Source organism: Ewingella sp. S1.OA.A_B6, assembly GCF_049889095.1.
GTDB lineage: Bacteria > Pseudomonadota > Gammaproteobacteria > Enterobacterales > Enterobacteriaceae > Ewingella.
Genome location: NZ_JBLJFK010000006.1, coordinates 1 through 24,945 on the forward strand (window position 1 = coordinate 1; position 24,945 = coordinate 24,945).

General features: G+C 49.9%; 24 protein-coding genes. 8 read left to right on the forward strand and 16 right to left on the reverse strand.

Translation table 11 applies throughout. The features are described from left to right. Positions 1-364 precede the first annotated feature (364 nt). Positions 365-931, reverse strand: coding sequence for a D-glycero-beta-D-manno-heptose 1,7-bisphosphate 7-phosphatase (gene gmhB, locus ACMV8I_RS13390; RefSeq protein ID WP_498865709.1), 567 nt, complete (start codon positions 929-931; stop codon positions 365-367). A 176-nt stretch (positions 932-1,107) separates the two neighbouring features. Here gmhB and metN point away from each other — a divergent pair, with 176 nt between their 5' ends. The 6 genes from metN (at position 1,108) to proS (ending at position 6,776) form a co-directional block, all read left to right on the forward strand. Then, a complete protein-coding gene (metN, locus tag ACMV8I_RS13395) occupies positions 1,108-2,139 on the forward strand; it encodes a methionine ABC transporter ATP-binding protein MetN (RefSeq protein WP_498865710.1) in 1,032 nt (343 codons plus the stop codon). Further along, entirely contained in the window at positions 2,132-2,785 is a 654-nt protein-coding gene (locus tag ACMV8I_RS13400) for a methionine ABC transporter permease MetI (RefSeq protein ID WP_498865711.1), read from the forward strand. The genes metN and ACMV8I_RS13400 overlap by 8 nt, the downstream gene beginning before the upstream one ends. A gap of 62 nt (positions 2,786-2,847) precedes the next feature. Next, positions 2,848-3,663 (forward strand): methionine ABC transporter substrate-binding lipoprotein MetQ, encoded by an 816-nt coding sequence (locus ACMV8I_RS13405; RefSeq protein ID WP_497231216.1) that lies wholly within the window; start codon positions 2,848-2,850, stop codon positions 3,661-3,663. Positions 3,664-3,826: 163 nt separating this feature from the next. Next, positions 3,827-4,234 (forward strand): envelope stress sensor lipoprotein RcsF, encoded by a 408-nt coding sequence (gene rcsF, locus ACMV8I_RS13410; protein WP_497231215.1) that lies wholly within the window; start codon positions 3,827-3,829, stop codon positions 4,232-4,234. Further along, positions 4,231-4,938: a tRNA (N6-threonylcarbamoyladenosine(37)-N6)-methyltransferase TrmO gene (gene tsaA, locus ACMV8I_RS13415; RefSeq protein ID WP_498865712.1), complete on the forward strand. Its 708-nt coding sequence runs from the start codon at positions 4,231-4,233 to the stop codon at positions 4,936-4,938. The genes rcsF and tsaA overlap by 4 nt, the downstream gene beginning before the upstream one ends. 119 nt (positions 4,939-5,057) lie before the next feature. Next, positions 5,058-6,776: a proline--tRNA ligase gene (proS, locus tag ACMV8I_RS13420; RefSeq protein ID WP_498865713.1), complete on the forward strand. Its 1,719-nt coding sequence runs from the start codon at positions 5,058-5,060 to the stop codon at positions 6,774-6,776. A gap of 163 nt (positions 6,777-6,939) precedes the next feature. Here the strand turns inward: proS and arfB are convergent, their stop codons facing one another. Both arfB and ACMV8I_RS13430 read right to left on the reverse strand, forming a co-directional pair. Beyond that, positions 6,940-7,350, reverse strand: coding sequence for an alternative ribosome rescue aminoacyl-tRNA hydrolase ArfB (gene arfB, locus ACMV8I_RS13425; protein WP_498865714.1), 411 nt, complete (start codon positions 7,348-7,350; stop codon positions 6,940-6,942). 14 nt (positions 7,351-7,364) lie between these two features. Beyond that, entirely contained in the window at positions 7,365-7,916 is a 552-nt protein-coding gene (locus ACMV8I_RS13430; RefSeq protein WP_498865715.1) for a YaeQ family protein, read from the reverse strand. A gap of 228 nt (positions 7,917-8,144) precedes the next feature. Between ACMV8I_RS13430 and ACMV8I_RS13435 the strand changes: the two genes are divergently transcribed. After that, the gene (locus tag ACMV8I_RS13435; protein ID WP_188475300.1) at positions 8,145-8,345 is read left to right on the forward strand and encodes a YaeP family protein; all 201 of its coding nucleotides are present in this window, start codon (positions 8,145-8,147) and stop codon (positions 8,343-8,345) included. Further along, the gene (gene rof, locus ACMV8I_RS13440) at positions 8,332-8,592 is read left to right on the forward strand and encodes a Rho-binding antiterminator (protein ID WP_498865716.1); all 261 of its coding nucleotides are present in this window, start codon (positions 8,332-8,334) and stop codon (positions 8,590-8,592) included. Before ACMV8I_RS13435 ends, rof begins: the two co-directional genes overlap by 14 nt. Before the next feature lie 81 nt (positions 8,593-8,673). On the opposite strand, the gene ACMV8I_RS13445 is transcribed toward rof, so the two are convergent. From ACMV8I_RS13445 to bamA, 13 genes are all read right to left on the reverse strand, one after another. After that, positions 8,674-8,994, reverse strand: coding sequence for a c-type cytochrome (locus ACMV8I_RS13445; protein WP_498865717.1), 321 nt, complete (start codon positions 8,992-8,994; stop codon positions 8,674-8,676). A 77-nt stretch (positions 8,995-9,071) separates the two neighbouring features. Beyond that, a complete protein-coding gene (tilS, locus tag ACMV8I_RS13450) occupies positions 9,072-10,409 on the reverse strand; it encodes a tRNA lysidine(34) synthetase TilS (protein WP_498865718.1) in 1,338 nt (445 codons plus the stop codon). Positions 10,410-10,415: 6 nt separating this feature from the next. Further along, positions 10,416-10,808 (reverse strand): VOC family protein, encoded by a 393-nt coding sequence (locus tag ACMV8I_RS13455; RefSeq protein ID WP_498865719.1) that lies wholly within the window; start codon positions 10,806-10,808, stop codon positions 10,416-10,418. Positions 10,809-10,861: 53 nt separating this feature from the next. Continuing rightward, positions 10,862-13,006 carry a lysine decarboxylase LdcC gene (locus ACMV8I_RS13460; RefSeq protein WP_498865720.1) on the reverse strand — a complete coding sequence of 715 codons (2,145 nt, stop codon included), beginning with the start codon at positions 13,004-13,006 and terminating at the stop codon, positions 10,862-10,864. Between the two features lie 72 nt (positions 13,007-13,078). After that, positions 13,079-14,038 (reverse strand): acetyl-CoA carboxylase carboxyl transferase subunit alpha, encoded by a 960-nt coding sequence (accA, locus tag ACMV8I_RS13465; protein WP_498865721.1) that lies wholly within the window; start codon positions 14,036-14,038, stop codon positions 13,079-13,081. A gap of 12 nt (positions 14,039-14,050) precedes the next feature. Then, on the reverse strand, positions 14,051-17,533 hold the full coding sequence (gene dnaE, locus ACMV8I_RS13470) for a DNA polymerase III subunit alpha (protein ID WP_498865722.1): 3,483 nt from the start codon (positions 17,531-17,533) through the stop codon (positions 14,051-14,053). Positions 17,534-17,612: 79 nt separating this feature from the next. Then, positions 17,613-18,209 carry a ribonuclease HII gene (gene rnhB / locus ACMV8I_RS13475; RefSeq protein ID WP_498865723.1) on the reverse strand — a complete coding sequence of 199 codons (597 nt, stop codon included), beginning with the start codon at positions 18,207-18,209 and terminating at the stop codon, positions 17,613-17,615. After that, positions 18,206-19,354 (reverse strand): lipid-A-disaccharide synthase, encoded by a 1,149-nt coding sequence (gene lpxB / locus ACMV8I_RS13480; RefSeq protein WP_498865724.1) that lies wholly within the window; start codon positions 19,352-19,354, stop codon positions 18,206-18,208. The genes rnhB and lpxB overlap by 4 nt, the downstream gene beginning before the upstream one ends. 65 nt (positions 19,355-19,419) lie before the next feature. Further along, positions 19,420-20,208, reverse strand: a complete 789-nt coding sequence (gene lpxA / locus ACMV8I_RS13485) for an acyl-ACP--UDP-N-acetylglucosamine O-acyltransferase (protein WP_498865725.1) — start codon at positions 20,206-20,208, stop codon at positions 19,420-19,422. A gap of 3 nt (positions 20,209-20,211) precedes the next feature. Beyond that, the gene (fabZ, locus tag ACMV8I_RS13490) at positions 20,212-20,667 is read right to left on the reverse strand and encodes a 3-hydroxyacyl-ACP dehydratase FabZ (protein ID WP_498865726.1); all 456 of its coding nucleotides are present in this window, start codon (positions 20,665-20,667) and stop codon (positions 20,212-20,214) included. A 147-nt stretch (positions 20,668-20,814) separates the two neighbouring features. Next, a complete protein-coding gene (gene lpxD, locus ACMV8I_RS13495) occupies positions 20,815-21,837 on the reverse strand; it encodes a UDP-3-O-(3-hydroxymyristoyl)glucosamine N-acyltransferase (protein ID WP_498865727.1) in 1,023 nt (340 codons plus the stop codon). A gap of 1 nt (position 21,838) precedes the next feature. After that, the gene (skp, locus tag ACMV8I_RS13500) at positions 21,839-22,336 is read right to left on the reverse strand and encodes a molecular chaperone Skp (RefSeq protein ID WP_498865728.1); all 498 of its coding nucleotides are present in this window, start codon (positions 22,334-22,336) and stop codon (positions 21,839-21,841) included. A 154-nt stretch (positions 22,337-22,490) separates the two neighbouring features. After that, positions 22,491-24,917, reverse strand: a complete 2,427-nt coding sequence (gene bamA, locus ACMV8I_RS13505; RefSeq protein WP_498865729.1) for an outer membrane protein assembly factor BamA — start codon at positions 24,915-24,917, stop codon at positions 22,491-22,493. Between the last annotated feature and the right edge of the window lie 28 nt (positions 24,918-24,945).

A 24,945-nucleotide genomic window follows, 5' to 3' on the forward strand; every position in this document is an offset into this window, starting at 1 on the left:
CGTAATAATTCAACTAAATGAATTACTGCTTGGTCACTCTTCAAGACTTGATATTATTTTGCCACCGAGGTGGCTGATATCGTCTTGTGAGTGCCCACACAGATTGTCTGATAAATTGTTAAAGAGCAGTGAGTTACGGCTTTCTCTTGGCAACTCGAGGTGGCGTATACTACGCTTTCCTCTTTCAGTGTCAACCGTTTATTTCATTCGGTTGCCGCTGTTTTTAATCTTTCCGACCCGGTTACTCCGTGATGTTGTTCACGTTGTTCCCTGTCGATGGAGCGGCATTATAGGGGGCCGGGACGGAATGGCAAGCGAATAAATGCAGTTTTATTCCGTTTGCCTGTTTTTTATTCATAAAGCCTTATTTAGCGGCTTTTTTGATGAAAGAAGGTAGCTCTGCAAGGCTTGGAAGCACGCCGTCAGCCAAAGCTTCACCTTCTGCGGTAATCGGCTTACCGCTTTTGACCAATATTTTGTGCCCCACGCCAGCAGCCGCTGCCGCCTGCATGTCTTCGATTTTATCACCTACCATATAGGAAGCTGACATATCGATGTTCAATTCATCTTTTGCAAGAAGGAACATTCCAGGCATGGGCTTACGGCATTCACATACCTGAGTAAAAGATTCTACCGCCCCTTCAGGATGATGAGGACAAAAATAGATGCCATCCAAATCAACGCCACGGTCTGCAAGTGACCAATCCATCCACTCTGTTAAGCGCATAAATTGTTCTTCTGTAAATTTACCGCGCGCGATACCAGACTGGTTAGTGACCAGCACTAAAGCAAAACCCATTTCCTTTAATTGCAGGCAGGCTTCTATTACACCTTCAATAAATTGGAAATCATCGATTTCATGGACATACCCGTGATCAACATTAAGGGTACCGTCTCTATCTAAAAAAATTGCTGGAACAGTTTGTGCCACGTCTTGGCTCCTGATAGCTGATTAAGTGAATAGTATTGCATGTTTTAAGCGGGAGTGAGAATGCTATCCCAGTTGACTTGGACGTCTAGACGCCTTAGCATCCACAACATACTTATGGCTTGTGCCATAGCGTTACTTTCATTAAGTCACGGTCCCAAAGATAGAATAAGAAGAATATGATTAAACTTTCTAACATCACCAAAGTGTTTCAGCAGGGTTCGCGCTCTATCGTCGCGCTCTCTGACGTGAGCCTTCACGTCCCTGCTGGGCAGATTTATGGCGTGATAGGTTCTTCAGGCGCAGGTAAAAGCACGTTGATCCGTTGCGTAAATTTGTTGGAACGTCCGACAGAAGGCCACGTGGTGGTCGACGGCCAGGATTTGATGGCCTTTTCAGAGAAAGCATTGACTCGTGCCCGCCGCCAGATTGGTATGATTTTCCAGCATTTTAACTTGCTGTCTTCCCGCACAGTGTTCGGCAATATTGCACTGCCTTTGGAGCTCGATAACCTCTCTTCCGATGAGATTAAAAAGCGGGTCGCGGAATTACTGAAACTGGTTGGCCTGGAAGATAAGCACGATGTTTACCCAGCCAACCTTTCCGGTGGCCAAAAACAACGTGTGGCGATCGCCCGTGCTTTAGCCAGTAACCCCAAGGTTTTGCTGTGTGATGAAGCCACCAGCGCTCTGGACCCTGCAACGACCCGTTCCATTCTTGAATTACTTAAAGACATTAACCGTCGCTTGGGGTTGACCATTTTATTGATTACCCATGAAATGGATGTCGTTAAACGCATTTGCGATCAGGTTGCAGTGATCAGTGACGGTAAACTGATTGAGAAAGATAAAGTCAGCGAAATGTTCTCGCATCCTAAAACACCACTGGCCCAGCAGTTCATTCAGTCCACATTGCATCTTGATATTCCGGATGATTATGCGGATCGTTTGATTGCCGAACCCACTGAGGGTCGCGTTCCTTTATTACGTCTTGAGTTTACAGGTCAATCGGTGGATGCACCGCTGTTATCTGAAGTCGTTCGCCGCTTCAACATTAACAACAACATTATTAGCGCGCAGATGGATTACGCAGGCGGTGTTAAATTCGGCATCATGTTGACAGAAATGCATGGCGAAGAAGCCAGTACGCAGGCAGCCATTCAGTTCCTGCATGAAAATCAAGTTAAAGTAGAGGTACTGGGTTATGTCTGAGGCAATGATGTGGTTAATGGGCCGGGGCATCTGGGAAACAGTAATAATGACGCTGACCTCCGGCTTCTTTGGCTTCGTACTGGGTTTACCGTTCGGTGTGCTTTTATATGTCACCCGCCCGGGGCAGATCGCTGAGAATAAAAAGGTTTACCGCATTATGTCGGCGCTGGTGAATATTTTTCGTTCGATCCCGTTCATTATCCTATTAGTGTGGATGATTCCATTCACCCGTTTAATTGTAGGAACGTCGATTGGTCTGCAGGCGGCTATTGTTCCTTTAACCGTAGGCGCAGCACCCTTTATCGCCCGTATGGTTGAGAATGCTCTGCTGGAAATCCCGAGTGGTTTGGTCGAAGCTGCCCGGGCAATGGGCGCAACCCCAATGCAAATCATCCGTAAAGTGCTGGTGCCCGAAGCATTACCAGGTCTGGTGAATGCCGCAACCATCACATTGATCACTCTGGTGGGATACTCAGCAATGGGGGGGGCTGTGGGTGCAGGCGGTCTGGGGCAAATAGGTTATCAGTACGGTTACATCGGTTATGATGCCACCGTGATGAATACTGTATTAGTTTTGTTAGTGGTTCTGGTTTATCTGATTCAATTCTGTGGAGACCGTATCGTTAAAGCGGTTACCCATAAGTAAGGCAACAACAGCTGTAACCTAAACATTGCGAATAATTTATCTCCGCTTATAGAGGAAAGGACATGTCTACTAAATTTAAATCCATCGCGTTGGTTGGCGCGCTTCTGGGAACGCTGGCTTTGGTTGGATGCGGCCCTAAAGAACAAGATCCAAACCATATAAAAGTGGGCGTAATTGTGGGTGCTGAGCAGCAGGTTGCCGAAGTTGCACAGAAAGTAGCTAAAGAAAAATATGGGCTGGATGTCGAGCTGGTAACCTTCAATGACTACGTTCTGCCTAACGAGGCGCTTAACAAAGGAGATATCGACCTTAACGCTTTTCAGCACAAGCCTTATTTGGATCAACAGATCAAAGATCGCGGCTACAAACTGGTTCCAGTCGGCAATAGCTTTGTTTATCCGATCGCCGGCTACTCGAAGAAAATCAAATCTATTGATGAGTTGAAGGAAGGTGACCAGATTGCCATACCGAATGACCCGACTAATCTGGGACGTTCTCTGCTATTGCTGCAAAAACAAGGTTTGATCAAGCTGAAAGATGGCGTTGGCCTGTTGCCAACCGTACTTGATGTGACTGAGAACCCTAAAAATCTGAAACTGGTTGAACTGGAAGCACCACAGCTACCACGTTCACTGGATGACAACAAAATTGCACTGGCGGTGATCAACACCACTTACGCAAGCCAGATTGGTTTGACGCCTGAGAAAGACGGTATCTTCGTAGAAGATAAAAACTCTCCTTATGTGAACCTGCTGGTTGCTCGCGAAGACAATAAAGATGCTGAGAACGTTAAGAAATTCGTTCAGGCCTATCAGTCAGACGAAGTAAATGCAGCGGCGAATAAAATCTTCAACGGTGGCGCAGTGAAAGGCTGGTAAGCCTTCTCACTCTTCTATCGCTGAGCTTGAAAAGAAATCCTTTATTAAGATTTCTTTTAGAAAAATAACAAGGCGGGCTTATGCTCGCCTTGTTATTTTCTCAATACCTTGCTTCAATAACGCCACATTATTCCCCTAACATAGTAAAAGCAGAGGATATACCATGCGTGCTTTACCTCTCTGTTTGTTAGCTCTCTTGCTAGCTGGTTGTTCCGCGACTCATAAGACGCAGCCAATCGCTCCTGTACAGCCAACTCCGGTAGAACCAAAAATCGTTAAACCAAAACCCGTTCCTGTTCGCCCGGCACCGGTTAAATTGTACAAAGATGCTGAAGCACTGGTAGGCACCCCTTTCCGCGACTTAGGTGAAGTATCTGGAGAATCTTGTCAGGCAGACATACAAGATTCTCCACCAAGTCTGGCAACGGCCCGCAAAAGAATGCTGACACGAGCCTCTTACATGAAAGCAAATGCCGTCTTATTGCATCAGTGTCAGATTCTAAGTGGTGTTCCTGGCTGTCATCAACAAGCTGTTTGCCAGGGATCTGCGCTAAACGTTACCTTTAAATGACCTCATTTCCCTTCGCTCAAATAGGGACCATTCATTCGCCCTATAAAGAGAAGTTTGCTGTCCCCCGTCAGCCTGGTTTGATTGAAGATGGAGGGGGAGAGCTGCATCTGCACTCCCCTTACAATCAGCCGGAGGCGGTGCGAGGCCTTGAAGAATTTAGCCACATCTGGGTGATGTTTATTTTTCATCAAACCATGGATGGCGGCTGGCGCCCAACCGTTCGGCCTCCCCGCTTGGGCGGTAATACGCGTACCGGAGTATTCGCGACCCGCTCGACCTTCAGGCCGAATCCACTGGGGATGTCGTTGATCGAACTAAAGGGAATTCGTTGTCAGGGCCAGAATGTTGTTCTGGAATTAGGGAGCCTCGATCTGGTTGATGGCACGCCAGTAGTGGACATCAAGCCCTATCTGCCTTTTGCTGAGAGTCATCCGGATGCGCGTGCGGGCTTTGCCCAATATGCCCCAGACTCAGACATGCCGGTGGAGTTTCTGCCTCAGGCTGAGCAACAATTGGCAGAACATTTTCGGCAATATCCTCACCTGCGTCGTTTTATTACTCAGGTTTTAGGTCAGGATCCTCGTCCTGCTTACCGTAAAGGTTCGGAAAATGAACGAGATTACGCCGTAAATTTGTTGGAATTCAATGTACGCTGGCGCGTTGTTGCTGGATTGAACCAGGTCTTATCCCTCGACAAAAACTAATTTTCCATCCCTTCTCTTTTGACAACCCTCAGTCGCTGGTAAACTAAGAAACTTTTCACGCTTTGGCTGCCCGATGACAGCCCGATTGCAATTAGCAGTGCTAACGGAATCAACACAACATGCGTACAACTCAATATCTGCTCTCCACACTGAAAGAGACGCCAGCCGACGCCGAAGTGATCAGCCATCAGCTGATGTTACGTGCCGGGATGATCCGCAAACTGGCATCAGGTCTCTATGTCTGGCTGCCAACCGGTTTGCGCGTACTTCGTAAAGTCGAAAACATCGTCCGCGAAGAGATGAACAACGCGTGTGCCATTGAAGTCTCTATGCCGGTGGTACAACCTGCAGACTTATGGCTGGAGAGTGGTCGCTGGGAGCAATATGGCCCTGAATTGTTGCGCTTTGTGGATCGCGGCGATCGTGCCTTTGTCCTTGGCCCGACGCATGAAGAAGTGATCACTGACCTGATCCGTAACGAGATCAGCTCTTATAAGCAACTGCCGCTGAATTTCTTCCAGATCCAGACTAAATTCCGTGATGAAGTTCGTCCGCGTTTTGGCGTGATGCGCTCACGTGAATTCATCATGAAAGATTCCTACTCTTTCCATACTACGCAGGAATCTTTGCAAGAAACCTACGACACCATGTATGCGACCTACAGCAAAATTTTCAGCCGTATGGGCCTGGATTTCCGTGCTGTGCAGGCTGATACCGGCTCGATCGGCGGTAGCGCATCTCATGAGTTCCAGGTACTCGCATCAAGTGGAGAAGATGACATCATCTTCTCCACCGAATCCGACTATGCGGCCAACATCGAACTGGCTGAAGCGGTAGCACCCGCGGCACCGCGTGCGGCGGCCACCGAAGAACTGCGCCAGATCGCAACACCGGATGCTAAAACCATCGCCGAACTGGTTGAGCAATTCCGGACTCCGATTGAGAAAACGGTCAAAACGCTGATGGTGCATGCTAAGCAAGAGAGCGGCCACAAGTTGGTTGCACTGCTGGTACGCGGCGATCACGAATTGAACGAAGTCAAAGCCGAGAAGCTGCTCTACGTTGCCTCTCCGCTAACTTTTGCTACTGAAGCCGAGATCCGCGCCATCGTTAATGCAGGCCCAGGTTCATTAGGCCCGGTAAATCTGCCGATGCCAATTGTGGCCGATCGCACTGTTGCTGCCATGAGCGATTTCAGCGCGGGTGCTAACATCGATGGCCAGCACTATTTCGGTATCAACTGGGAGCGCGATCTACCGCTGCCGCAAATTGCCGATATCCGTAACGTGGTGGAAGGGGATGCCAGCCCGGATGGTCAGGGTACATTGCTGATTAAACGTGGTATCGAAGTAGGTCATATTTTCCAACTGGGTACCAAGTATTCAGAAGCGATGAATGCCACAGTCCAGGGCGAAGATGGCCGTAATCAGGTCATGACTATGGGCTGTTACGGCATCGGTGTAACCCGCGTAGTAGCTGCGGCCATCGAACAGAACCACGATGAGCGCGGTATCATCTGGCCAGATGCGATTGCACCTTTCCAGGTAGCGATTCTGCCAATGAATATGCACAAGTCATTCCGCGTTAAAGACGTTGCAGAAGAGCTTTACCAGACTCTGCGAGCCAAAGGCATTGATGTGATCCTCGACGATCGTAAAGAGCGCCCGGGCGTAATGTTTGCGGATATGGAACTGATCGGCGTGCCGCACCAGGTGGTTATCGGCGATCGAAATCTGGATGCGCAAGAGCTGGAATACAAAAATCGCCGTACCGGTGAGAAATTAATGATCAAGCAAAGCGATATTGTTGATCATTTGCTGAGTCAGATCCCGCATTGATCCCAGCCAAGGCTTGACACTGTCCCAATAAAAATGCCCGCTTAATTGCGGGCATTTTTACATCAGGTACTAACCTCAGTAAATCAAGGGCATGTTTTACTGGCATCTAGCTTTACGAGGTGGTCAAAGATCCTTCACGCTGCCACTGTTTAGCTTGTTAAGACTAGCGAATCTTACCGCGCAATGCCTTTGTCGCACCTTTTCGCACTTTGCCTTCCACACGTCGGATTTTCGACCCTTTGGTCGGTTTCGTTGCACGACGTGGTTTTTCAACCACCATGGCCTGGGAAATCAGGCTGCTCAAACGCGCGATAGCCGCTTCCCGATTTTGCTCCTGACTGCGGTACTCCTGGGCTTTGATAACCACCAGCCCGTCTGCGGTTATCGAATGATGATTAAACGCCAACAAACGTTCTTTATAATAATCAGGCAGGCTTGAGGCTTTAATATCAAAGCGCAAATGAATTGCCGTCGAGGTTTTGTTCACGTTCTGACCGCCCGCACCCTGAGCGCGGATGGCCGTTAATTCAATTTCATTGTCAGGAAGTTCGAGTTTACCGGAAAGAATTAACACACTTAATGTCCTGCTTATTTCCCATCAGACTCTTTCCATTCGGAAAATTGAATTTCCAAATTGTTCTGAGCATCAGAAAGCCAAATAGTGCCGTCTTGGATCGTTGCCTGCAAGGTCATGCTGCGGTTAGCGAAAGCCGTAAGTTGGGCCAGTAATTCATCATCAATGAAACGCACCGTCAGGTTACCGAACCCGTTCGCTTTATTCTGCACTGACGGCCACCAGACTTTGGCTGCCCGCTCACTGTAGACATACAGCACCACATGACGTGACTGGTTGCAGGCTTTTTTCAGGCGCTTCTCATCCGGCAAGCCAAGTTCGACCCATAACTCAATGCCGTTGTGATCGTTTTTCCGCCAGATTTCAGGCTCGTCTTCTGCACTCAGTCCGCGGGTAAAGCTAAGATGCTCATCGGCATGGCAGATCCAAGCCAGTAAACGCAACATCATGCGCTGTTCGGTTTCTGAAGGGTGCTGCGCCAGCGTCAGGTTCGCATCGTAGAAAAAATTGCGGTCCATATCTGCAATATTGATTACCGCTTTGTAGATCGTCGCTTTTAACGCCATTGGAAACCTCTTGATAATAGACGCACAGTGTACTTGAAAGCAGGGTCAGGCGGCCAGTTTAACGCCACTTTGCAATGGATTAACTGACTCTCAACTAACGAGAAACCTGCATTTGCTCGCTAATAACTGGACCTTCCCTGTGCTATAGTCTGTAGATACTGAGAGTTTATCTTTCTGGGCTTTCAATACGATAATTACCCCAGCGGGATATGCTTTTAAGGAGAACCTATGCAACAGTACTGTGAATCTGTACGCCGTAAATATGCGGAGATTGCCAGCGGTGATCTCGGCTATGTGCCCGATGCGTTGGGCTGTGTGTTGAAAGCATTGGACGATGTGGCAGCGAATGCCGAACTTCCGTCTTCCATCCGGGAACAGGCGGCCTATGCCGCCGCTAACTTATTGGTGAGCGATTATGTCGATGAATGATGAGTACCAACCCATCAATTGTGATGACTACGATAATCTTGAGCTCGCCTGCGATAATGATGTGGTTTTGACGTTAACATTGCGTAGCGGAGAAATCGTTGAAGGAAAAGCCTGCGAACTGTTAATGCGCAAGAAAGTCGAATATTTGGTCGTCAATATCAACGGCGAAAAACGCGATCTGCGCCTTGACCATATTGAAAGTTATATCCATCCGGAAATCGGTACCGTGGTGGTCAGCATCGAATAATACTGGCCGGCAGTGTGCGCTAAACGGGCAATCTCAGGATTGCCCGTTTGCATTTCTGCAAGAAGCTCTCTTGCGAGCGGGTCATTTAAGCGGCGTCAGGCTGGCGTAATAAGCGGCCAAATCACGGATATCCTCATCGGACAGTGATGACGTAAATGCCTGCATCACTCCTGCTTGTCCTCCACTGCGTTGGCCTTTTTTATAGGCGTGCATTGCCCGCTCCAGATAGGCTTCGTTTTGACCTGCAAGGCTTGGATAAATAGGATTAGTCGCCTTACCGCTTGCCCCGTGACATGCCACACAACTGGCTGTCTTTGACTGTCCCTGCGCGATATTCCCGCCTGCCAGCAACGGCGAACTAACCAGACCGAATAATAGCACCACACCCACTGCAACGCGCATTACTGCCCCTGAGACGGGATAGCCCGCCAGATACTTACACCTTAAATGCCTTCATTATCAAATAGTTTATAAACAACTTACTGATGCCAAACTATCTGCCATTGTGAAGCATTATCTTCTGCCAGCGCCTGACGAGTAATAAACAATCCCGGTGCGGCCATCAATTGTTCATTGTAATAAACCAGCGGCGTACGTTCACGCTGCCACGGCGGGATATTGAGTTCCTGCCACAGCTTCTTACTCTGCCTGGCATGCTGACGCCCGACTTTTTCAATTCTGCCCTGCGCCTGAAAACGCACGCTGACCTGTTCATCGTCACGTGGAAGACGGATACCTTCAGCGCTTTGCGCAAATGCCTGACTGGCCTGCAACTGACCGAGCCCATCAGGAAGGGTCAGCGGTGAAGCCGTATCCCAGAGCAAGACTGTCTGTTTTAACGAAACCATCGGCGGCAGAAGATATAAACGCTGCCGGAAACGACGCACGCTCAGAAGATGAAGTTGTAGTTGAGGCTCGGCATCATCACGGCTAAGAGCGACTTCATCCCATATACGCTGCAACTGATCGCGTGAAGGCATGCGCGCGCCCTGCTCCGCCAGCCACCTGCGCAATAGGGCCTGACGACGCGGTACAGACATCGCTGCCATAGCGGGAATGTCCAGACTGCCGTTGCTGTGGTCTGTTAAAACTTGCAAGGATTCACCCAGCAGTTCATCCAGTAACGCTTCCTGTTCTGCGCACAGGGTAGCACTGCGGGAAACCGCCTGCGGGAGATGCGGCCAGCGCGCATAAAGCGCTGGCAATACACTAAGCCTTAGAAAATTACGATCAAAGCGCGCGTCCTGGTTGCTGTCGTCTTCAATCCACTTAAGGCCAGCATCTGTCGCAAACTGCGCCAGTTGCTGGCGGGAAAGTGACAAAAAAGGCCGTAATAGTGGATAGCCCTTATTGTCAGATAGCGCGGCCATGGCCGAAAGACCCGCCGGACCACTTCCCCGTTTCAGCGCCAGCAAAAAAGTTTCACACTGATCATCCAGATGCTGAGCGGTAAGCAGCGTTTCGCCAACCGTAAGACGATCGGCAAAGGCCTGATAACGGGCTGCTCTGGCCGCAGCTTCAATTCCCTCACTCTTCACATCAAGGCTGACATAGATCACTTCTAAAGGCACCTGTAACTGTTGGCAGAATGCCACTGCGTGCGTCACCCAATCATCGGCCAGCTTACTCAGCCCGTGATGGATATGGATAGCGCGCAGAGAAAGATCGGGGCATGGGCCTGCGCGTAGCTGTGCGAGCGCTGCCAGCAATACGGTGGAATCCAGCCCACCACTGAAGGCGACACAGAGTTTACGTTCGTCACCGACCTGTCGCGCTAGATGAGCGGCCACACCCGTTTGGGAAAGGTTTTTCTTCATGGTGGTTCAGCTGATTTCGTAAAGTTCCAATGGCAAGCCATCGGGATCGCAGAAGAAAGTAAAACGTCTGGATGTATAAGGGTCAACCCGCACGGGTTCACATGCTACACCCGCGCTGGTTAGCCCGATAATCGTCAAGTCAATATCGTCAACGCTGAAGGCCAGATGGCGCAAACCACAGGCTTCAGGGTCGCTAACACGCGCCGGAGGGTGCGGAAAACTGAACAGCTCAATAGTGTATTGTCCATTGAGGGCCAAATCGGCTTTCCACGAGTCCCGCTCTTCACGATAAAACTCATCCAGCAGAGTAAAACCCAACACATCGCAATAGAAAGCTTTGCTGCGGACATAGTCCGAAGCGATGATCGCAATATGGTGAATCTGGCGTAAATTAAGCATAACAATTCCTGTCAGTTCTTGTGAATGACGGGGCTCAGACTGCGCTATAGGACTTATGCGGCAGGCAGTTTGAGAACCTTCACCAAATACCGGCCATCTTCCGTAAGTTTGGCGCCGTGAATGTCGGTTTCAAAGCCCGGATAATGTTCCCCAATGGAACAGAGCATAATCAGGAAATCCAGTACGGCGCGGCTCTGCTGCGTGATCATCTCTCCGGGCATCACCACCGGCACACCCGGCGGATAAGGCAGGATCATATTCGCCGCAACCTTGCCAACCAAATCACCAATTTCGCACTCTTCTATGTGACCACGCACCTGATGCTGGAACATGTCGTAAGGCGTCATGATCATTTCTGGCAGCACATCAAACGCCCTAACCATCAGGCTGGGCAGATCGTGTTTACGGATCAGCTTATGAATGCCCTGTGCCAGATCCTGAATGCGCATATGCCGGTAAAAATCAGGATCCTCGGCGTAGAGATCCGGCAGCATATTCTTAACGCGCAAATTCAGATCGTAACCACGCTTAAAGTCCGTCAGCCCACGCATCAAACTCATGGATTTCGTTTTGTCGATGCCGATGCTAAATAGGAACAGTAAATTGTAAGGCCCGGTTTTCTCAACTACCACGCCACGTTCATCGAGGAATTTCGCCACCAAAGCCGCCGGGATCCCCTCAGGCCCGAGCTGTCCCTGTTCGTCCATGCCCGGTGTCAGAATCGTCACTTTGATGGGATCCAGATACATATGATCGGTGTCTGCATTAGCAAAGCCATGCCAGTTTTGATCGGGATTGAGCGGCCAACACTCGGCTTCGTCGATCTCTTCAGGCTGCCATATGTCGTAGAACCAACCTTCAGTCTCCTCACGCAAGCGTTGGATCTCTTTACGAAAGTGTAGCGCGCGTTCAACCGAACGGTTGATTAAACGACGACCCGGATTGCCACGTAGCATAGCCGCCGCGGTCTCAGCCGAGGCCACAATACCGTAGTTAGGCGATGTCGTGGTGTGCATCATGTAAGCTTCATTGAAGGTGCTTTCGTCGTAATCACCTTTAATATGGATCATTGAGGCTTGTGAAAAAGCCGCCAGTAATTTATGCGTGGATTGCGTTTCATAAATCACTTTTCCGGCTATCCGCTCGCCGCTCATGCCACTTTTCCCGGCATAAATTGGGTGAAAATTGGTGTAAGGCACCCAGGCTGAGTCAAAGTGAATAGAGGCGACATCAAGCGTTTTCTTAATGTAGTCCGTGTTGTAGAGCAGCCCATCATAGGTGGAGTTGGTGATCACCGCATGTACTGGCCAGGTTGCATTCTGCGTCAGGGCAATTTTCGCCTCAATACTTTCACGGGTAAATTCTCGCTGCGGAATACCGCCCAGAATGCCGTAAGCATTGCGGTTTGGGCACAGATAAATCGGTACCACGTTGGTCATCATCATCAGATGCGTCAGCGATTTATGGCAATTGCGATCAATCAATACCGTACTTCCAGCGTGAGCCGCGTACATGCCAACAATTTTGTTAGCGGTCGACGTGCCATTGGTAACGATATAGCTCTGCTCTGCGCCAAATGTTCGGGCGATATACTCCTCCGCCTCGAGATGTGGGCCGGTGTGATCCAGCAGCGAGCCAAGTTCGGTGACCGAAATAGAGACGTCAGCCTTTAGCGTTTTCGCGCCAAAAAAATCATAAAAAAGCGTGCCAACCGGACTCTTTAAGAAAGCCGTTCCCGCCATATGCCCCGGCGTACAGAACGTATATTTGCCCTCTTCGACATAGCGAAACAGAGCTTTGGTCAGCGGAGGCGTGATAGTGTCAATGTACTCGTCGGTATATTGTCGGATACGTTTAGCAATGTCATCGGCTGCATTCAGGGCATATTCGAAGAAATAGAGCACCATGCGCATATCGTTTACGGTGACATCAAGTGACGAATGGGTGTTGATAAAACCGTACAAAGGCAGGTATTCATTCAGCTCGTTAATTTCAGTGCACAGCTCGTTGCTGTGCTGGTCCCAGTCAAAAATGGCACCACAAATACGGGCGTTATTTTCGATCAGTTTGAGAAGATCGGCATTGTCCCGTGGATAAACTGTTTTGAAGCCAAGGCTAGTCAGCGCCTGATCCAGTTCGCGGATTGGCTCATCTTTGTAGTAGGCCCCTTCCGGGCGCATGATAGCGAGAATATTCATCTGACAAATCCTTCTAATAAAAAAGGCCGTGCAAGCACGGCCTTTCGGAGTTTTTAGATGCCTGGATGAAACTCAGCAATAACCGTAATTCATCAAACGCTGATAACGACGGTTGCGCAGTTCTTCATTATTCAGCACATCCAGATCGCTGAGATCGGCTTCCAGCTGTGCACGTAACGAAGCTGCCATGGCAGGGACGTCACGATGCGCGCCGCCCAGTGGTTCAGGGATCACCGAGTCAATCAATTTAAGCTCTTTCAGACGCGTCGCAACAATACCCATTGCTTCGGCAGCTAAAGGGGCTTTATCCGCGCTTTTCCACAGGATCGAGGCACAACCTTCTGGTGAAATCACCGAATAGGTGCTGTATTGCAGCATGTTAACTTTATCACCCACACCGATAGCCAACGCGCCGCCTGAGCCACCTTCACCAATTACGGTGCAGATCACTGGCACGTTCAGACGGGACATTTCGCGCAGGTTGTGCGCGATGGCCTCAGACTGTCCGCGTTCCTCAGCGCCAACGCCCGGATAAGCTCCCGGCGTGTCGATGAAGGTAATGATGGGCAGCTTGAAACGCTCAGCCATTTCCATCAAACGCAGTGCTTTACGATAGCCTTCAGGTGCTGGCATACCGAAGTTGCGACGAATTTTTTCTTTGGTTTCTCGGCCTTTCTGATGACCAATGATCATCACGGCACGTTCACCCAGACGCGCGATACCACCAACAATAGCTTTATCATCGGCGTATGCGCGATCACCCGCCAGCTCATCAAAATCGGTAAAAATATGTTTGATGTAGTCAAGGGTGTAAGGACGACGCGGATGGCGTGCCAGTTGGGCAATCTGCCAGGCACCCAGATCAGAGAAAATCTTACGAGTCAGTTCAACGCTTTTCTCACGCAGGCGTTCAACTTCCTCGTCCAGATTAATATCCAATTTTTCGTCTTGACGGCTGACTGCTGTCAGCGAGTCAATTTTCGCTTCAAGCTCCGCAATCGGCTGTTCAAAATCAAGAAAATTCAGACTCATAGCATTCCTATTTTAGTCAAATTCCAGTTCCACCTGCTCAGTACCTACAAGCATCCGCAGATCTAGCAACAGTTTATCAGTTGGCGTTACACGCCATGACGCACCGAATCGTAGCCGGGCACGCGCATTTTCTCGTTGGTAGTAGAGATGTACTGGTATCGTCCCCGATCGATGTGGTTCCAACGATTGGCGGAGACGGTTCAAAAGCTGGTCATCAATTTGCCTGTCAGTCAGCGAGATAGCAAGACCGCGAGCATATTTTTCCCGTGCTTCACTGATGTCCATAACATCGCGGGCCATCATTTTAAGGCCACCGCTGAAGTCATCAAAGCTGACCTGTCCTGTCGCGATAAGGATACGGTCTTTTTCCAATAAATGCTGAAATTTTTCCAAAGCTTCGGTGAACAGCATCACTTCGAGACGCCCTGAGCGGTCATCCAGCGTACAGATACCAATGCGATTTCCACGCTTGGTTATCATCACCCTTGCAGCAATAACCAGCCCAACGGCGATAGTCATTTTACCCCGATCGGTCGGATGCATATCTTTCAGACGCTGGCCACCACCATAACGCTCGATTTCTTTCAAATATTGGGTGATGGGATGTCCGGTGAGGTAGAGCCCTAAGGTTTCACGCTCGCCATCCAATACCGTCTGCTCTGGCCACGGCGTAACATTAGCATAGGACTTCTCAACCTGCTCAGGTGCTTCAGCCAGTACGCCAAACATATCAACCTGACCAATGGCTTCCGCCTTAGCATGTTGATCGGCGGCTTTCAGCGCATCCGGTAACGAACTCATCAATGCTGCACGATGCGGGCCCAGGCGGTCAAACGCACCGGACATAATCAGTTTTTCAAGGATGCGTTTATTGAGTTTTTTCACATCGGCGCGTGCGCAGAGATCAAACAACTCTTTGAAATAACCGCCTTCATTACGCGCTTCGATAATCGCTTCAATCGGGCCTTCACCCACGCCTTTGATAGCACCGATGCCGTAAACGATCTCTCCCTCATCATTGACGTGGAAGTGATACAAGCCGCTGTTGATATCTGGTGGGAGGATCTTAAGCCCCATGCGCCAGCATTCGTCCACCAGGCCGACCACCTTCTCGGTGTTATCCATATCGGCGGTCATTACCGCTGCCATAAACTCAGCCGGGTAGTGCGCTTTCAGCCATAAAGTCTGATAGGAAACCAGCGCATAAGCTGCGGAGTGCGATTTGTTAAAACCATAACCGGCGAACTTTTCTACCAAATCGAAGATTTTAACCGCCAGTTCGCCGTCAATTCCGCGCGACTTGGCACCGTCTTCGAAACCACCACGCTGTTTGGCCATTTCGACCGGATTCTTTTTACCCATGGCGCGACGCAACATGTCCGCCCCGCCCAGCGAGTATCCGGCCAGTACCTGAGCAATCTGCATAACCTGTTCCTGATACAGGATAATGCCATAGGTTGGCTCCAACACGGGCTTCAGGGATTCGTGCTGCCACTGAATATCAGGGTATGAGAGCTCTTCACGGCCATGCTTACGGTCGATGAAGTTATCCACCATGCCGGACTGCAAAGGGCCTGGGCGGAACAGGGCAACCAGTGCGATCATGTCTTCGAAACAGTCAGGCTTCAGGCGTTTGATCAGGTCCTTCATACCGCGTGATTCAAGTTGGAATACCGCAGTCGTTTCGGAACGCTGCAGCATGTCGAAGCTTTTCTTATCTACCAGCGGAATTGCCGCGATGTCGATAGGCCCCAGACCTGTTTTCGCCCGGCGGGCGTTGATCATACGCAGCGCCCAGTCGATGATTGTCAGGGTACGCAGGCCAAGGAAATCAAATTTCACCAGCCCGGCATATTCCACATCGTTTTTATCGAACTGGGTAACAGGATGGTTGCCCTCAGCGTCGCAGTACAGCGGCGCAAAGTCAGTAATTTTAGTGGGTGCAATCACCACACCACCGGCGTGTTTACCGGCGTTACGGGTAACGCCTTCGAGCTTGCGTGCCATGTCGATGAGCGCACGAACCTCTTCATCTGCTTCATAAATTTCTGGCAGTTGAGGCTCAGCGGCGAAGGCTTTTTCCAGTGTCATTCCCGGATCAGGTGGCACCAGTTTTGAAATGCGGTCGACAAAACCATAAGGATGGCCGAGTACACGGCCGACATCGCGGATCACGGCTTTGGCCGCCATGGTACCGAAAGTGATGATCTGTGAAACTGCTTCACGTCCGTACATTTCCGCAACGTGATCAATCACCAGATCGCGTTTTTCCATGCAGAAATCGACGTCGAAGTCAGGCATGGAGACACGTTCCGGGTTGAGGAAACGTTCGAACAGCAGGTCAAATTCCAGCGGATCCAAATCCGTGATTTTCAGCGCGTAAGCCACCAGAGAACCGGCACCTGAACCACGCCCTGGCCCTACCGGCACGTCGTTATCCTTGGACCACTGGATGAACTCCATCACGATCAGAAAGTAACCGGGGAACCCCATCTGGTTGATCACTTTTAGTTCGAGTTCCAGACGATCATCGTACTCAGGGCGCTTGTGCGTACGTTGTTCCGGGTCCGGGAACAAAAACTCCAGACGCTCTTCCAGCCCCTCTCTTGATTTCGCAACCAGGAAATCTTCAGTGGTCATATCTCCGGTCGGGAACTGAGGCAGGAAATACTCACCGAGGCGAATGGTAACGTTACAACGTTTGGCGATCTCTACACTGTTAAGCAGAGCTTCAGGGATATCCTCGAACAGCTCGCACATCTCATCTTCACTGCGCATATATTGCTGCGGCGTGTAATGCCGTGGGCGTTTAGGATCGTCTAGGGTGAAGCCATCATGAATAGCAACGCGGATCTCATGGGCATCAAAATCACCTGGCACCAGAAAACGTACGTCATTGGTAGCAACAACCGGCAGATCGCGCTCAGCCGCTAACGCCACAGCGGCATGAAGATAGTTCTCTTCTTCAGGACGGCCGGTGCGGATCAGTTCAAGATAATAGCGGTCTGCAAAATAGTGCTGGTAAAACGCCAGGCATTGCTCAACCTGAGGCTGATTGCCACGGATAAGGAATTTACCGACATCCCCCATTTTTGCGCCAGAAAGCAGAATCAAGCCTTCGTTTAACTCTGCCAGCCATTCACGGTCAATGATCGGCCCTGCGGCGCCATAGCCACGTTGATAAGCCCGTGAGATAAGCAGGGTAAGATTCTGATAGCCCTGATTGTTCATCGCCAGCACGGTCAACTGAGCCAGCTCGTCGCCGAGGATCTCACTTTGCACGTTGAAATCTGCGCCGATAACCGGCTTAATCCCCGCTCCGTGAGCAGAACCGTAGAATTTCACCAGTCCGCAAAGGTTAGTAAAGTCGGTAATGGCCAGCGCAGGCATGCCGAGCGACGCCGCACATTTCACCAACGGCCCCACTTTGGCTAATCCATCCACCATGGAGTAGTCACTGTGTACACGAAGATGAATAAAACGAGGTTCGGCCATATCCAGAGTCCAGAAATGAGTAATGAATGAACGATTGTCGGAATGACAAACTATTGTGGCTAACGCGAAAAAGCACGAGCTAAGCCAGACCCAGCACACGTTTGACCGGCGCGAAACTGCGTCGGTGGTGCAACGTGGCCCCCAGCCTCGATAGACTTTCGAGATGAACTGGGGTCGGATAGCCTTTATGCTTGGCAAAACCGTATTCAGGGAACTGACGATCTAGCTCGACCATCTCACGATCACGTGTCACTTTAGCTAAAATAGAGGCTGCGCTGATTTCCGCAACTTTACTGTCGCCCTTGACCACGGCCTGAGAGGCCATTGGCAATACCGGACAACGGTTGCCGTCAATTAACACCATATCAGGCGTGATACCAAGACCTGCCACCGCTCTTTGCATGGCCAGCATCGTGGCATGCAGAATATTCAGCTCATCGATTTCATGTGGCTCAGCACGCCCTAAACTCCAGGCCAGCGCTTTCTCTGTAATTTCGATATACAGGACTTCGCGACGTTTCTCACTGAGTTTTTTAGAGTCCGCAAGACCGACGATAGGCCTTGCAGGATCAAGGATAACCGCAGCAGTGACAACGGCACCGACTAACGGTCCGCGACCCACTTCATCCACACCTGCAATGTATAGCGCCTGCGGGTAGATAAAAATATCGCTCATCGTTTTGCTAGTTCCATCACTGCCTGAGCAGCCTGTTCATCGGCATCACAACGAATACTTTCATGCAGTGTCAGGAAGGTTTTCTGCAACTCGTGGCTCTGTTCGCCACCGGCTAATAGTGGCAACAGTGCGGCTGACAATTTATCCGGAACGCATTCGGTTTGCAGAAGCTCGGTGACAATTTCACGTCCAGCCAGCAGATTTGGCAATGAAACGTAAGGCGTTTTCACCAGTCGTTCCGCAATCCAGTAAGTGAAAGGTTTCATGCGATAACCGACCACCATCGGACATTTTGCCAGCATGCACTCAAGGGCTGCCGTACCCGAAGCCAGCAATGCGGCATCGCTGGCGATCATCGCATTCCGCGCCTGTCCGTCCAGCAAATGCGCAGGCAAGTCAGGGGCAATATCAGCTTTAATACGCTCAAACTGCTCACGCCGCTTGGCGTTGACCAGCGGCACCACGATATGCAAGTCAGGGTAACTCTGACGCAGCTGTAACGCCGTTTTGAGGAAGTCCGCACTGAGCATTTCCACTTCGGCGTGACGACTGCCCGGTAGCAACGCCAGACAATGTACGTCCGCAGGAATACCTAATGCTGCGCGCGCCGCCGGTTTATCAGGCTGCAGCGGCATAGAGTCAGCCATCGTGTGGCCGATAAAACGGCAGGGAACGTTGAATTTATCATAAAACGCTTTTTCAAAAGGCAGAAACGCCAGCACCATATCGGTGGCTTTCCCAATTTTGAAAACACGCTTTTGTCGCCAGGCCCAGACGGAAGGGCTGACATAATGGATGGTACGAATACCGTGCTGCTTCAGACGTCCTTCAAGGGTGATATTGAAGTCAGGAGCGTCAATACCCACGAACACATCAGGTTTTAGTGCAGAGAAACGCTGAGTCAAGTCTTTGCGGATTTTCAACAGGCGCGGCAAACGTTCGAGAACCTCTACCACGCCCATGACAGCCAATTCTTCCATTTCGTACCAGGCTTCACACCCTTCGGCCTGCATTAGCGGGCCAGCGACACCGACAAAACGGGCGTCAGGATGGTATTTCTTCAAGGCGCGAATCAAGCCTGCACCAAGAATATCACCGGATGTTTCACCGGCCACCAGGCCGATCGTCAGAAAAGGCTTTTGCATTATTTACCGCTTATTTACCCAATAAAGAGTTTGCCCAATAAAGAGTTTACCGAATGACCAACCTGTCAGCGGATAATGCCGCGTGTAGAACGGGCAAAGAAATCACTAAAGGGCTTGGCTGCCGGGAATTCTGCGGCAATTTCAGCTATTTCGGGTTGGGCCTCTTCCAGCGTTTTTCCGCTACGGTACAATAATTTGTAAGCGTTACGGATGGCGTGCAGTGAAGGCTTATCGAAACCACGACGCTTCAGCCCTTCGATATTAATACCGAATGGTGTCGCGTGGTTACCCTGAGCAATAACAAACGGCGGTACGTCCTGAGCCACACCAGAACAGCCACCGACCATCACGTGTGCGCCGATAATACAGAACTGATGCACAGCGGTCATACCACCAATGATAGCGTGATCGTCAATTTCGACATGGCCACCTAACGTCGCGTTATTAGCCAGAATACAATGATTCCCTATGACGCAATCGTGGGCAATATGTGCGTTAACCATTAACAGGTTATCGTTACCCACTTTGGTCAAGCCACCGCCCTGAACGGTACCACGATGAATGGTAACGCTCTCACGAATATTGTTGCGATCGCCGACTTCAACGCGTGTTGGTTCGCCCGCATATTTCAGATCTTGGTTAATTTCACCAATGGAAACGAACTGGAAAATGCGGTTGTCGCGACCAATTTTGGTCACGCCATTGAGAACAACGTGTGATTTAAGCTCAGTACCTTCACCGATTTCCACCTGGGAACCGACATAACAAAAAGGACCGATATGAACACCGGCACCGATAACGGCACCGTCTTCAACAATAGCGCTTGGATGAATAAAGGCGGTTTTATCTATCACGTATTAAGCCTCCCGGCGGCGGGCGCACATCATTGATGCCTCGCAAGCAATCTCACCATCTACTTTAGCGACACCTTTAAATCGAGCAACGCCACGGCGCTCTTTAATAAATTCAACTTCAAGAATCATCTGGTCACCCGGCAATACCGGACGTTTGAAACGCGCATCATCAATGGCGGCAAAATAGTACAGCTCACCCGGTTCTAATTTACCTGCGCTTTTGAACGCTAAGATACCGGTAGCCTGCGCCATCGCTTCAAGAATCAACACGCCTGGGAAAATAGGTTTGCCCGGGAAATGGCCCTGGAAGAACGGTTCATTGAAAGAAACGTTTTTCACTGCGCGTAAAAACTTCCCTTTTTCGAAATCCAGCACGCGGTCAACCAGTAAGAATGGATAACGGTGTGGTAGCAGATCCAATATCTCTTCAATACGCAGAGTATGAGTGTCAGTTGTCAAAATACTCTTCCTGTCTAAAAACTGATGGCATCAATAACACGGCCTGCTTGATCCTCAAAGAGGGTCATTAGGCAGGCCGCAAATAGAAACTTGTACTACCGGATATGGCATTCAGCGCCAAGTCCCAGCAACACAGTAGTCGGTAACTTAGTCTTCTTCGATTTTACGCTCGACAGCTTTCAAGCGCTTATTCATCTCATCGATATTCATTACCAACGCAGCGGTTTTACGCCACACTTTATTCGGCTGTAACGGAATACCGGAGGAGTATACCCCAGGTTCAGTGATTGGCCTCATCACCATTCCCATTCCGGTTACCACGGCCTTGTCACAAATCTCCATGTGACCATTGATAACACTGGCTCCACCTATCTGGCAGTAGCGTCCAATTTTCAGACTACCGGCCATAATGACACCACCAGCAACCGCCGTATTGTCTCCAATCACGACGTTGTGCGCAATCTGACATTGGTTGTCGATGATGACACCGTTGCCAATTATGGTATCGTCAAGCGCACCGCGATCGATTGTGGTACAAGCACCAATTTCAACGCGATCACCAATTAAAACCGTACCGAGTTGCGGGATTTTAATCCAATTGCCACGGTCATTGGCATAACCAAAACCATCGGCACCGATGACGGTACCAGACTGGATAAGGCAAGCCTCACCCACTTCAACATTATGATAAATAGATACATTCGCCCAAATACGCGTTCCTGCACCTAACTTTGCATTCTTACCAATGAAACAGCCGGCGCCGATAACCACATTATCGCCAAGAACAACGCCAGACTCGATCACTGCATTCGCGCCTACCGAGATATGCTTACCTAAGATTGCGCTGTCAGAAATGACCGCACTCGCAGCGATATCCTGTGCGGGAGCCGGCGTAGTGTCGAGCAACTGCGCCATACGTGCGTAAGTCAGGTAAGGGTTTTTAACCACTAATGCCGCAGCTTGGCAAAATGGCAGATCCGCTTCGGTCAACACTACGGCCCCTGCAGCGCAGGTAGCTAACTGTTCACGGTAACGGCTGTTTGATAAAAACGTGATTTGCTCAGAGTGTGCGGAATGCATTGAAGCAATGCCGGTGATGACGAGATCGCCATCACCGTGCAATTGTGCATCCAACTGCTGTGCGAGATCAGCCAGTCGAATTGAAGACATGTTATTTAACCTGTTTCAGCACATCAGCAGTGATGTCTTTGTCACTGTTAGCGTAAGCCACAGCGTTAGCATCTATTACAACATCGTAACCTTCTTTGCTGGCAACAGTTTTAACAGCATCCTGAATACGGCTCAGGATTTTATTACGTTCTTCAGCCTGGCGACGACGGTTATCCTGTTCAAAAGCCTGAGCTTTCGTAGAGAAAGTTTCGCGTTGAGCCATAACGTCTTTTTCAAGCTTGCTGCGATCGCTGGCTTTCATGGTTGAGCCATCACGCTGCAATTTCTGCATTTTGCTCTGCAGATCACGCTCTTGAGACTGCAACTGAGTTGCACGACCTTTGAACTCATTTTCCAACTGTTTTGCTACAGCATCACGTGCTGGCATTTGTTGGAAAATACTTTGGACGTTAACAACAGCAATTTTGTCAGCAGCTTGAACGCTTGCTGAAGAAGCCATAACTAAGCCTAGGCCGGCGGCATATAACCACTTTTTCACTATAGAACTCCTTCCATCACCCGTTTGTGCCATATGGCACGATAAGTACACAATAAGCATGAGTTGAAAAACAACTCACGGGCGATACACCCGTGAGTTGAGGCAAGCTCAAACCTTTGCGATTCCTGCGTAAAGGCTTAGATCACCCAACGTATTACCACGTTTTACCGATGTTAAATTGGAACTGTTCCGCTTTATCACCGTCGTATTTCTTAACCGGTTGCGCGTAAGAGAAGACCAATGGTCCCAGTGGAGACATCCACTGCAGCGCAACACCTGACGAAACACGGAAGTTGTCTGGTTTACTGTAATCAGGTACGCCAGCCGCTTCAGTTTGTGCTGTATTCTTCCACGATGTATCCCATACGGTACCGCCATCAACAAACAATGAAGTACGTACAGAGTTAGCATATTTTTCGCTGATGAACGGTGTAGGAACGATCAGTTCAGCACTCAAAATAGCCATCGCGTTACCACCAACAGCATCGTCCGAGTTATTAACCGCACAGTTGCTGTAAGAAGCACTACCGGCGGCACAATTATAATATGCCGCCTTAGGACCAATAGTATTCGACTGGAAGCCACGGACGCTGCTGGAGCCGCCGGCATAGAAGTTGTCGTAGAACGGCACTTCTTTACCACCTAAGCCATCTGCATAGCCTGCACGCGCACGCCCCATCAGCACCCAGTTGCGGCTTTCGCTCAACGGCATATAGCTGGTTGAGTCGAACGTGATTTTGTAATACTCATTATCAGAACCTGGAACGGTCACTTTACCATTCAAGCTGGCTTTAGTACCGGAGGTCGGGAAGTAACCGCGATCCAGATTGTTGTAACCCCAGCCAAGGTTGGCAAAGAAGTCATTCGCACTGAAGTTGGAATCCGACGTGGTATTGGTACCCACCGTAACCGGTGGGTTAATCCCTACTGAATTCAGGTATCTGAACATACTAACCTGAGGTTCCATATTGGACAGGTCGTTATGTACGTAATCCAGGCCAAGGCGCAACGAGTTGTTTTCGTTGATCGGGAAGCCCAGTGTTCCGCCTAAACCATAGCTTTTGTTGGTATAGTCAGACAGATCGGCGTTATCAGCTTTAAAGTTATTGTAGAAGACACGCCCGCCCAGGCTCACACCATCAACGGTAAAGTACGGGTCAGTGATCGTGAATTCCGCATAGGTCTGATAATCGTTTTTGGTGCCGCTGATACCCACTGAGTTACCCGTACCCAGCCAGTTGTCCTGTTGGACACCCGCCTGGAAACTGACGCCACTCTCAGTACCGTAGCCCACACCAAAGTTGAAAGTACCGGTGTTGCGTTCTTTCACTTTGTAGACGACATCAACCTGATCCGGAGTCCCTGGAACACGTTGTGTATCAACATCAACGGTATCGAAATACCCTAAGCGATTAAGACGCTCTTTACCTTTATCAACCAGATCGTTGCCCAACCAAGCGCCTTCCATCTGACGCATTTCGCGACGCAGAACGCTGTCTTTACTGGTGTCATTACCTTCAAAACGTACGTGACGAACATAGTACCGGTTACCGGCATCTACGCTCACATGCAGTTTAACGGTTTTATCGGCATCATTGATTTCCGGCTGAGTTTGGACGCGCGGATAAGCGTAACCATAACGACCCAGCATTTGCTTGATGTCGTTTTCCATCTTGGTTACTTTAGCGCCGTTATAAAGCTCACCTTTTTCAATTTTTGTCAGGCTTTCTACTTCCGCAGAATGCCCAGCCATGCTGCCATTCACTTCAACACCGGAAAGCTTGTACTGATCGCCTTCGGTAATGTTGAGGGTGATATAAATACCTTTCTTATCCGGAGTCAGGCTGACCTGAGTCGAATCAATATTGAAACGCGCATAACCGCGATCCAGATAGAAACTACGCAAGGTTTCAAGATCGCCTGCCAGTTTTTGTTTCTGGTATTTGCGGTCGCCGACCACGTTCCACCAAGGCACTTCGTCACGTAACTGGAAGCGCGAAATCAATTCATCGGTGCTGAATGCATGGTTCCCAACGATATTAATCTGCTGAATTTTAGCAGACATACCTTCGGTGAAGACCAGCTTCAGGTCGACACGGTTACGCGGTAAAGGCGTGACAACGGCTTTCACCGAGGCGCTGTATTTACCAACGCTGTAGTAGAAATCTTCAAGACCTTTTTCAATGCTGGTGAGTGTGGTCCGGTCCAGCGCTTCGCCAACCCGGACGCCAGAGGCTTCCAGATTTTCTTTAAGCATGTCATCTTTCACCGATTTGTTGCCGGAGAAAGTGATGCTGGCGATTGTAGGGCGCTCTTTGACCTGAACAATCAGAGTATTACCATCACGTAGGACGCGAACGTCCTCAAAGTTGCCAGTGGCAAACAATGCACGAATGGTATTACTGATGTCGTCGTCGGTGATTGTATCACCTACGCGAACCGGCATATTGAGTAACGCCGCACCGACGGCAACTCGCTGCAGGCCTTCGAAATGAATATCTTTCACTACGAAACCGTCTGCACCGTATACGGTGGCGCTGCCAAACAGCAGCGACGCTATGAGCAACTTTTTGATCGCCATCGTTGTTATGCGTTCTTCCTAACCTAAT

What these genes read in the sequence shown, in the direction of transcription:
- ACMV8I_RS13445 (WP_498865717.1), bottom strand. Translation starts at nt 8,994, where the DNA reads ATGCGCGTTGCAGTGGGTGTGGTGCTATTATTCGGTCTGGTTAGTTCG.
- metN (WP_498865710.1), top strand. Translation starts at nt 1,108, where the DNA reads ATGATTAAACTTTCTAACATCACCAAAGTGTTTCAGCAGGGTTCGCGC.
- ACMV8I_RS13430 (WP_498865715.1), bottom strand. Translation starts at nt 7,916, where the DNA reads ATGGCGTTAAAAGCGACGATCTACAAAGCGGTAATCAATATTGCAGAT.
- rcsF (WP_497231215.1), top strand. Translation starts at nt 3,827, where the DNA reads ATGCGTGCTTTACCTCTCTGTTTGTTAGCTCTCTTGCTAGCTGGTTGT.
- lpxD (WP_498865727.1), bottom strand. Translation starts at nt 21,837, where the DNA reads ATGTCTTCAATTCGACTGGCTGATCTCGCACAGCAGTTGGATGCACAA.
- tilS (WP_498865718.1), bottom strand. Translation starts at nt 10,409, where the DNA reads ATGAAGAAAAACCTTTCCCAAACGGGTGTGGCCGCTCATCTAGCGCGA.
- ACMV8I_RS13460 (WP_498865720.1), bottom strand. Translation starts at nt 13,006, where the DNA reads ATGAATATTCTCGCTATCATGCGCCCGGAAGGGGCCTACTACAAAGAT.
- proS (WP_498865713.1), top strand. Translation starts at nt 5,058, where the DNA reads ATGCGTACAACTCAATATCTGCTCTCCACACTGAAAGAGACGCCAGCC.
- ACMV8I_RS13400 (WP_498865711.1), top strand. Translation starts at nt 2,132, where the DNA reads ATGTCTGAGGCAATGATGTGGTTAATGGGCCGGGGCATCTGGGAAACA.
- rnhB (WP_498865723.1), bottom strand. Translation starts at nt 18,209, where the DNA reads ATGAGCGATATTTTTATCTACCCGCAGGCGCTATACATTGCAGGTGTG.
- lpxB (WP_498865724.1), bottom strand. Translation starts at nt 19,354, where the DNA reads ATGCAAAAGCCTTTTCTGACGATCGGCCTGGTGGCCGGTGAAACATCC.
- bamA (WP_498865729.1), bottom strand. Translation starts at nt 24,917, where the DNA reads ATGGCGATCAAAAAGTTGCTCATAGCGTCGCTGCTGTTTGGCAGCGCC.
- dnaE (WP_498865722.1), bottom strand. Translation starts at nt 17,533, where the DNA reads ATGGCCGAACCTCGTTTTATTCATCTTCGTGTACACAGTGACTACTCC.
- ACMV8I_RS13455 (WP_498865719.1), bottom strand. Translation starts at nt 10,808, where the DNA reads ATGCTTAATTTACGCCAGATTCACCATATTGCGATCATCGCTTCGGAC.
- tsaA (WP_498865712.1), top strand. Translation starts at nt 4,231, where the DNA reads ATGACCTCATTTCCCTTCGCTCAAATAGGGACCATTCATTCGCCCTAT.
- ACMV8I_RS13405 (WP_497231216.1), top strand. Translation starts at nt 2,848, where the DNA reads ATGTCTACTAAATTTAAATCCATCGCGTTGGTTGGCGCGCTTCTGGGA.
- rof (WP_498865716.1), top strand. Translation starts at nt 8,332, where the DNA reads ATGTCGATGAATGATGAGTACCAACCCATCAATTGTGATGACTACGAT.
- accA (WP_498865721.1), bottom strand. Translation starts at nt 14,038, where the DNA reads ATGAGTCTGAATTTTCTTGATTTTGAACAGCCGATTGCGGAGCTTGAA.
- ACMV8I_RS13435 (WP_188475300.1), top strand. Translation starts at nt 8,145, where the DNA reads ATGCAACAGTACTGTGAATCTGTACGCCGTAAATATGCGGAGATTGCC.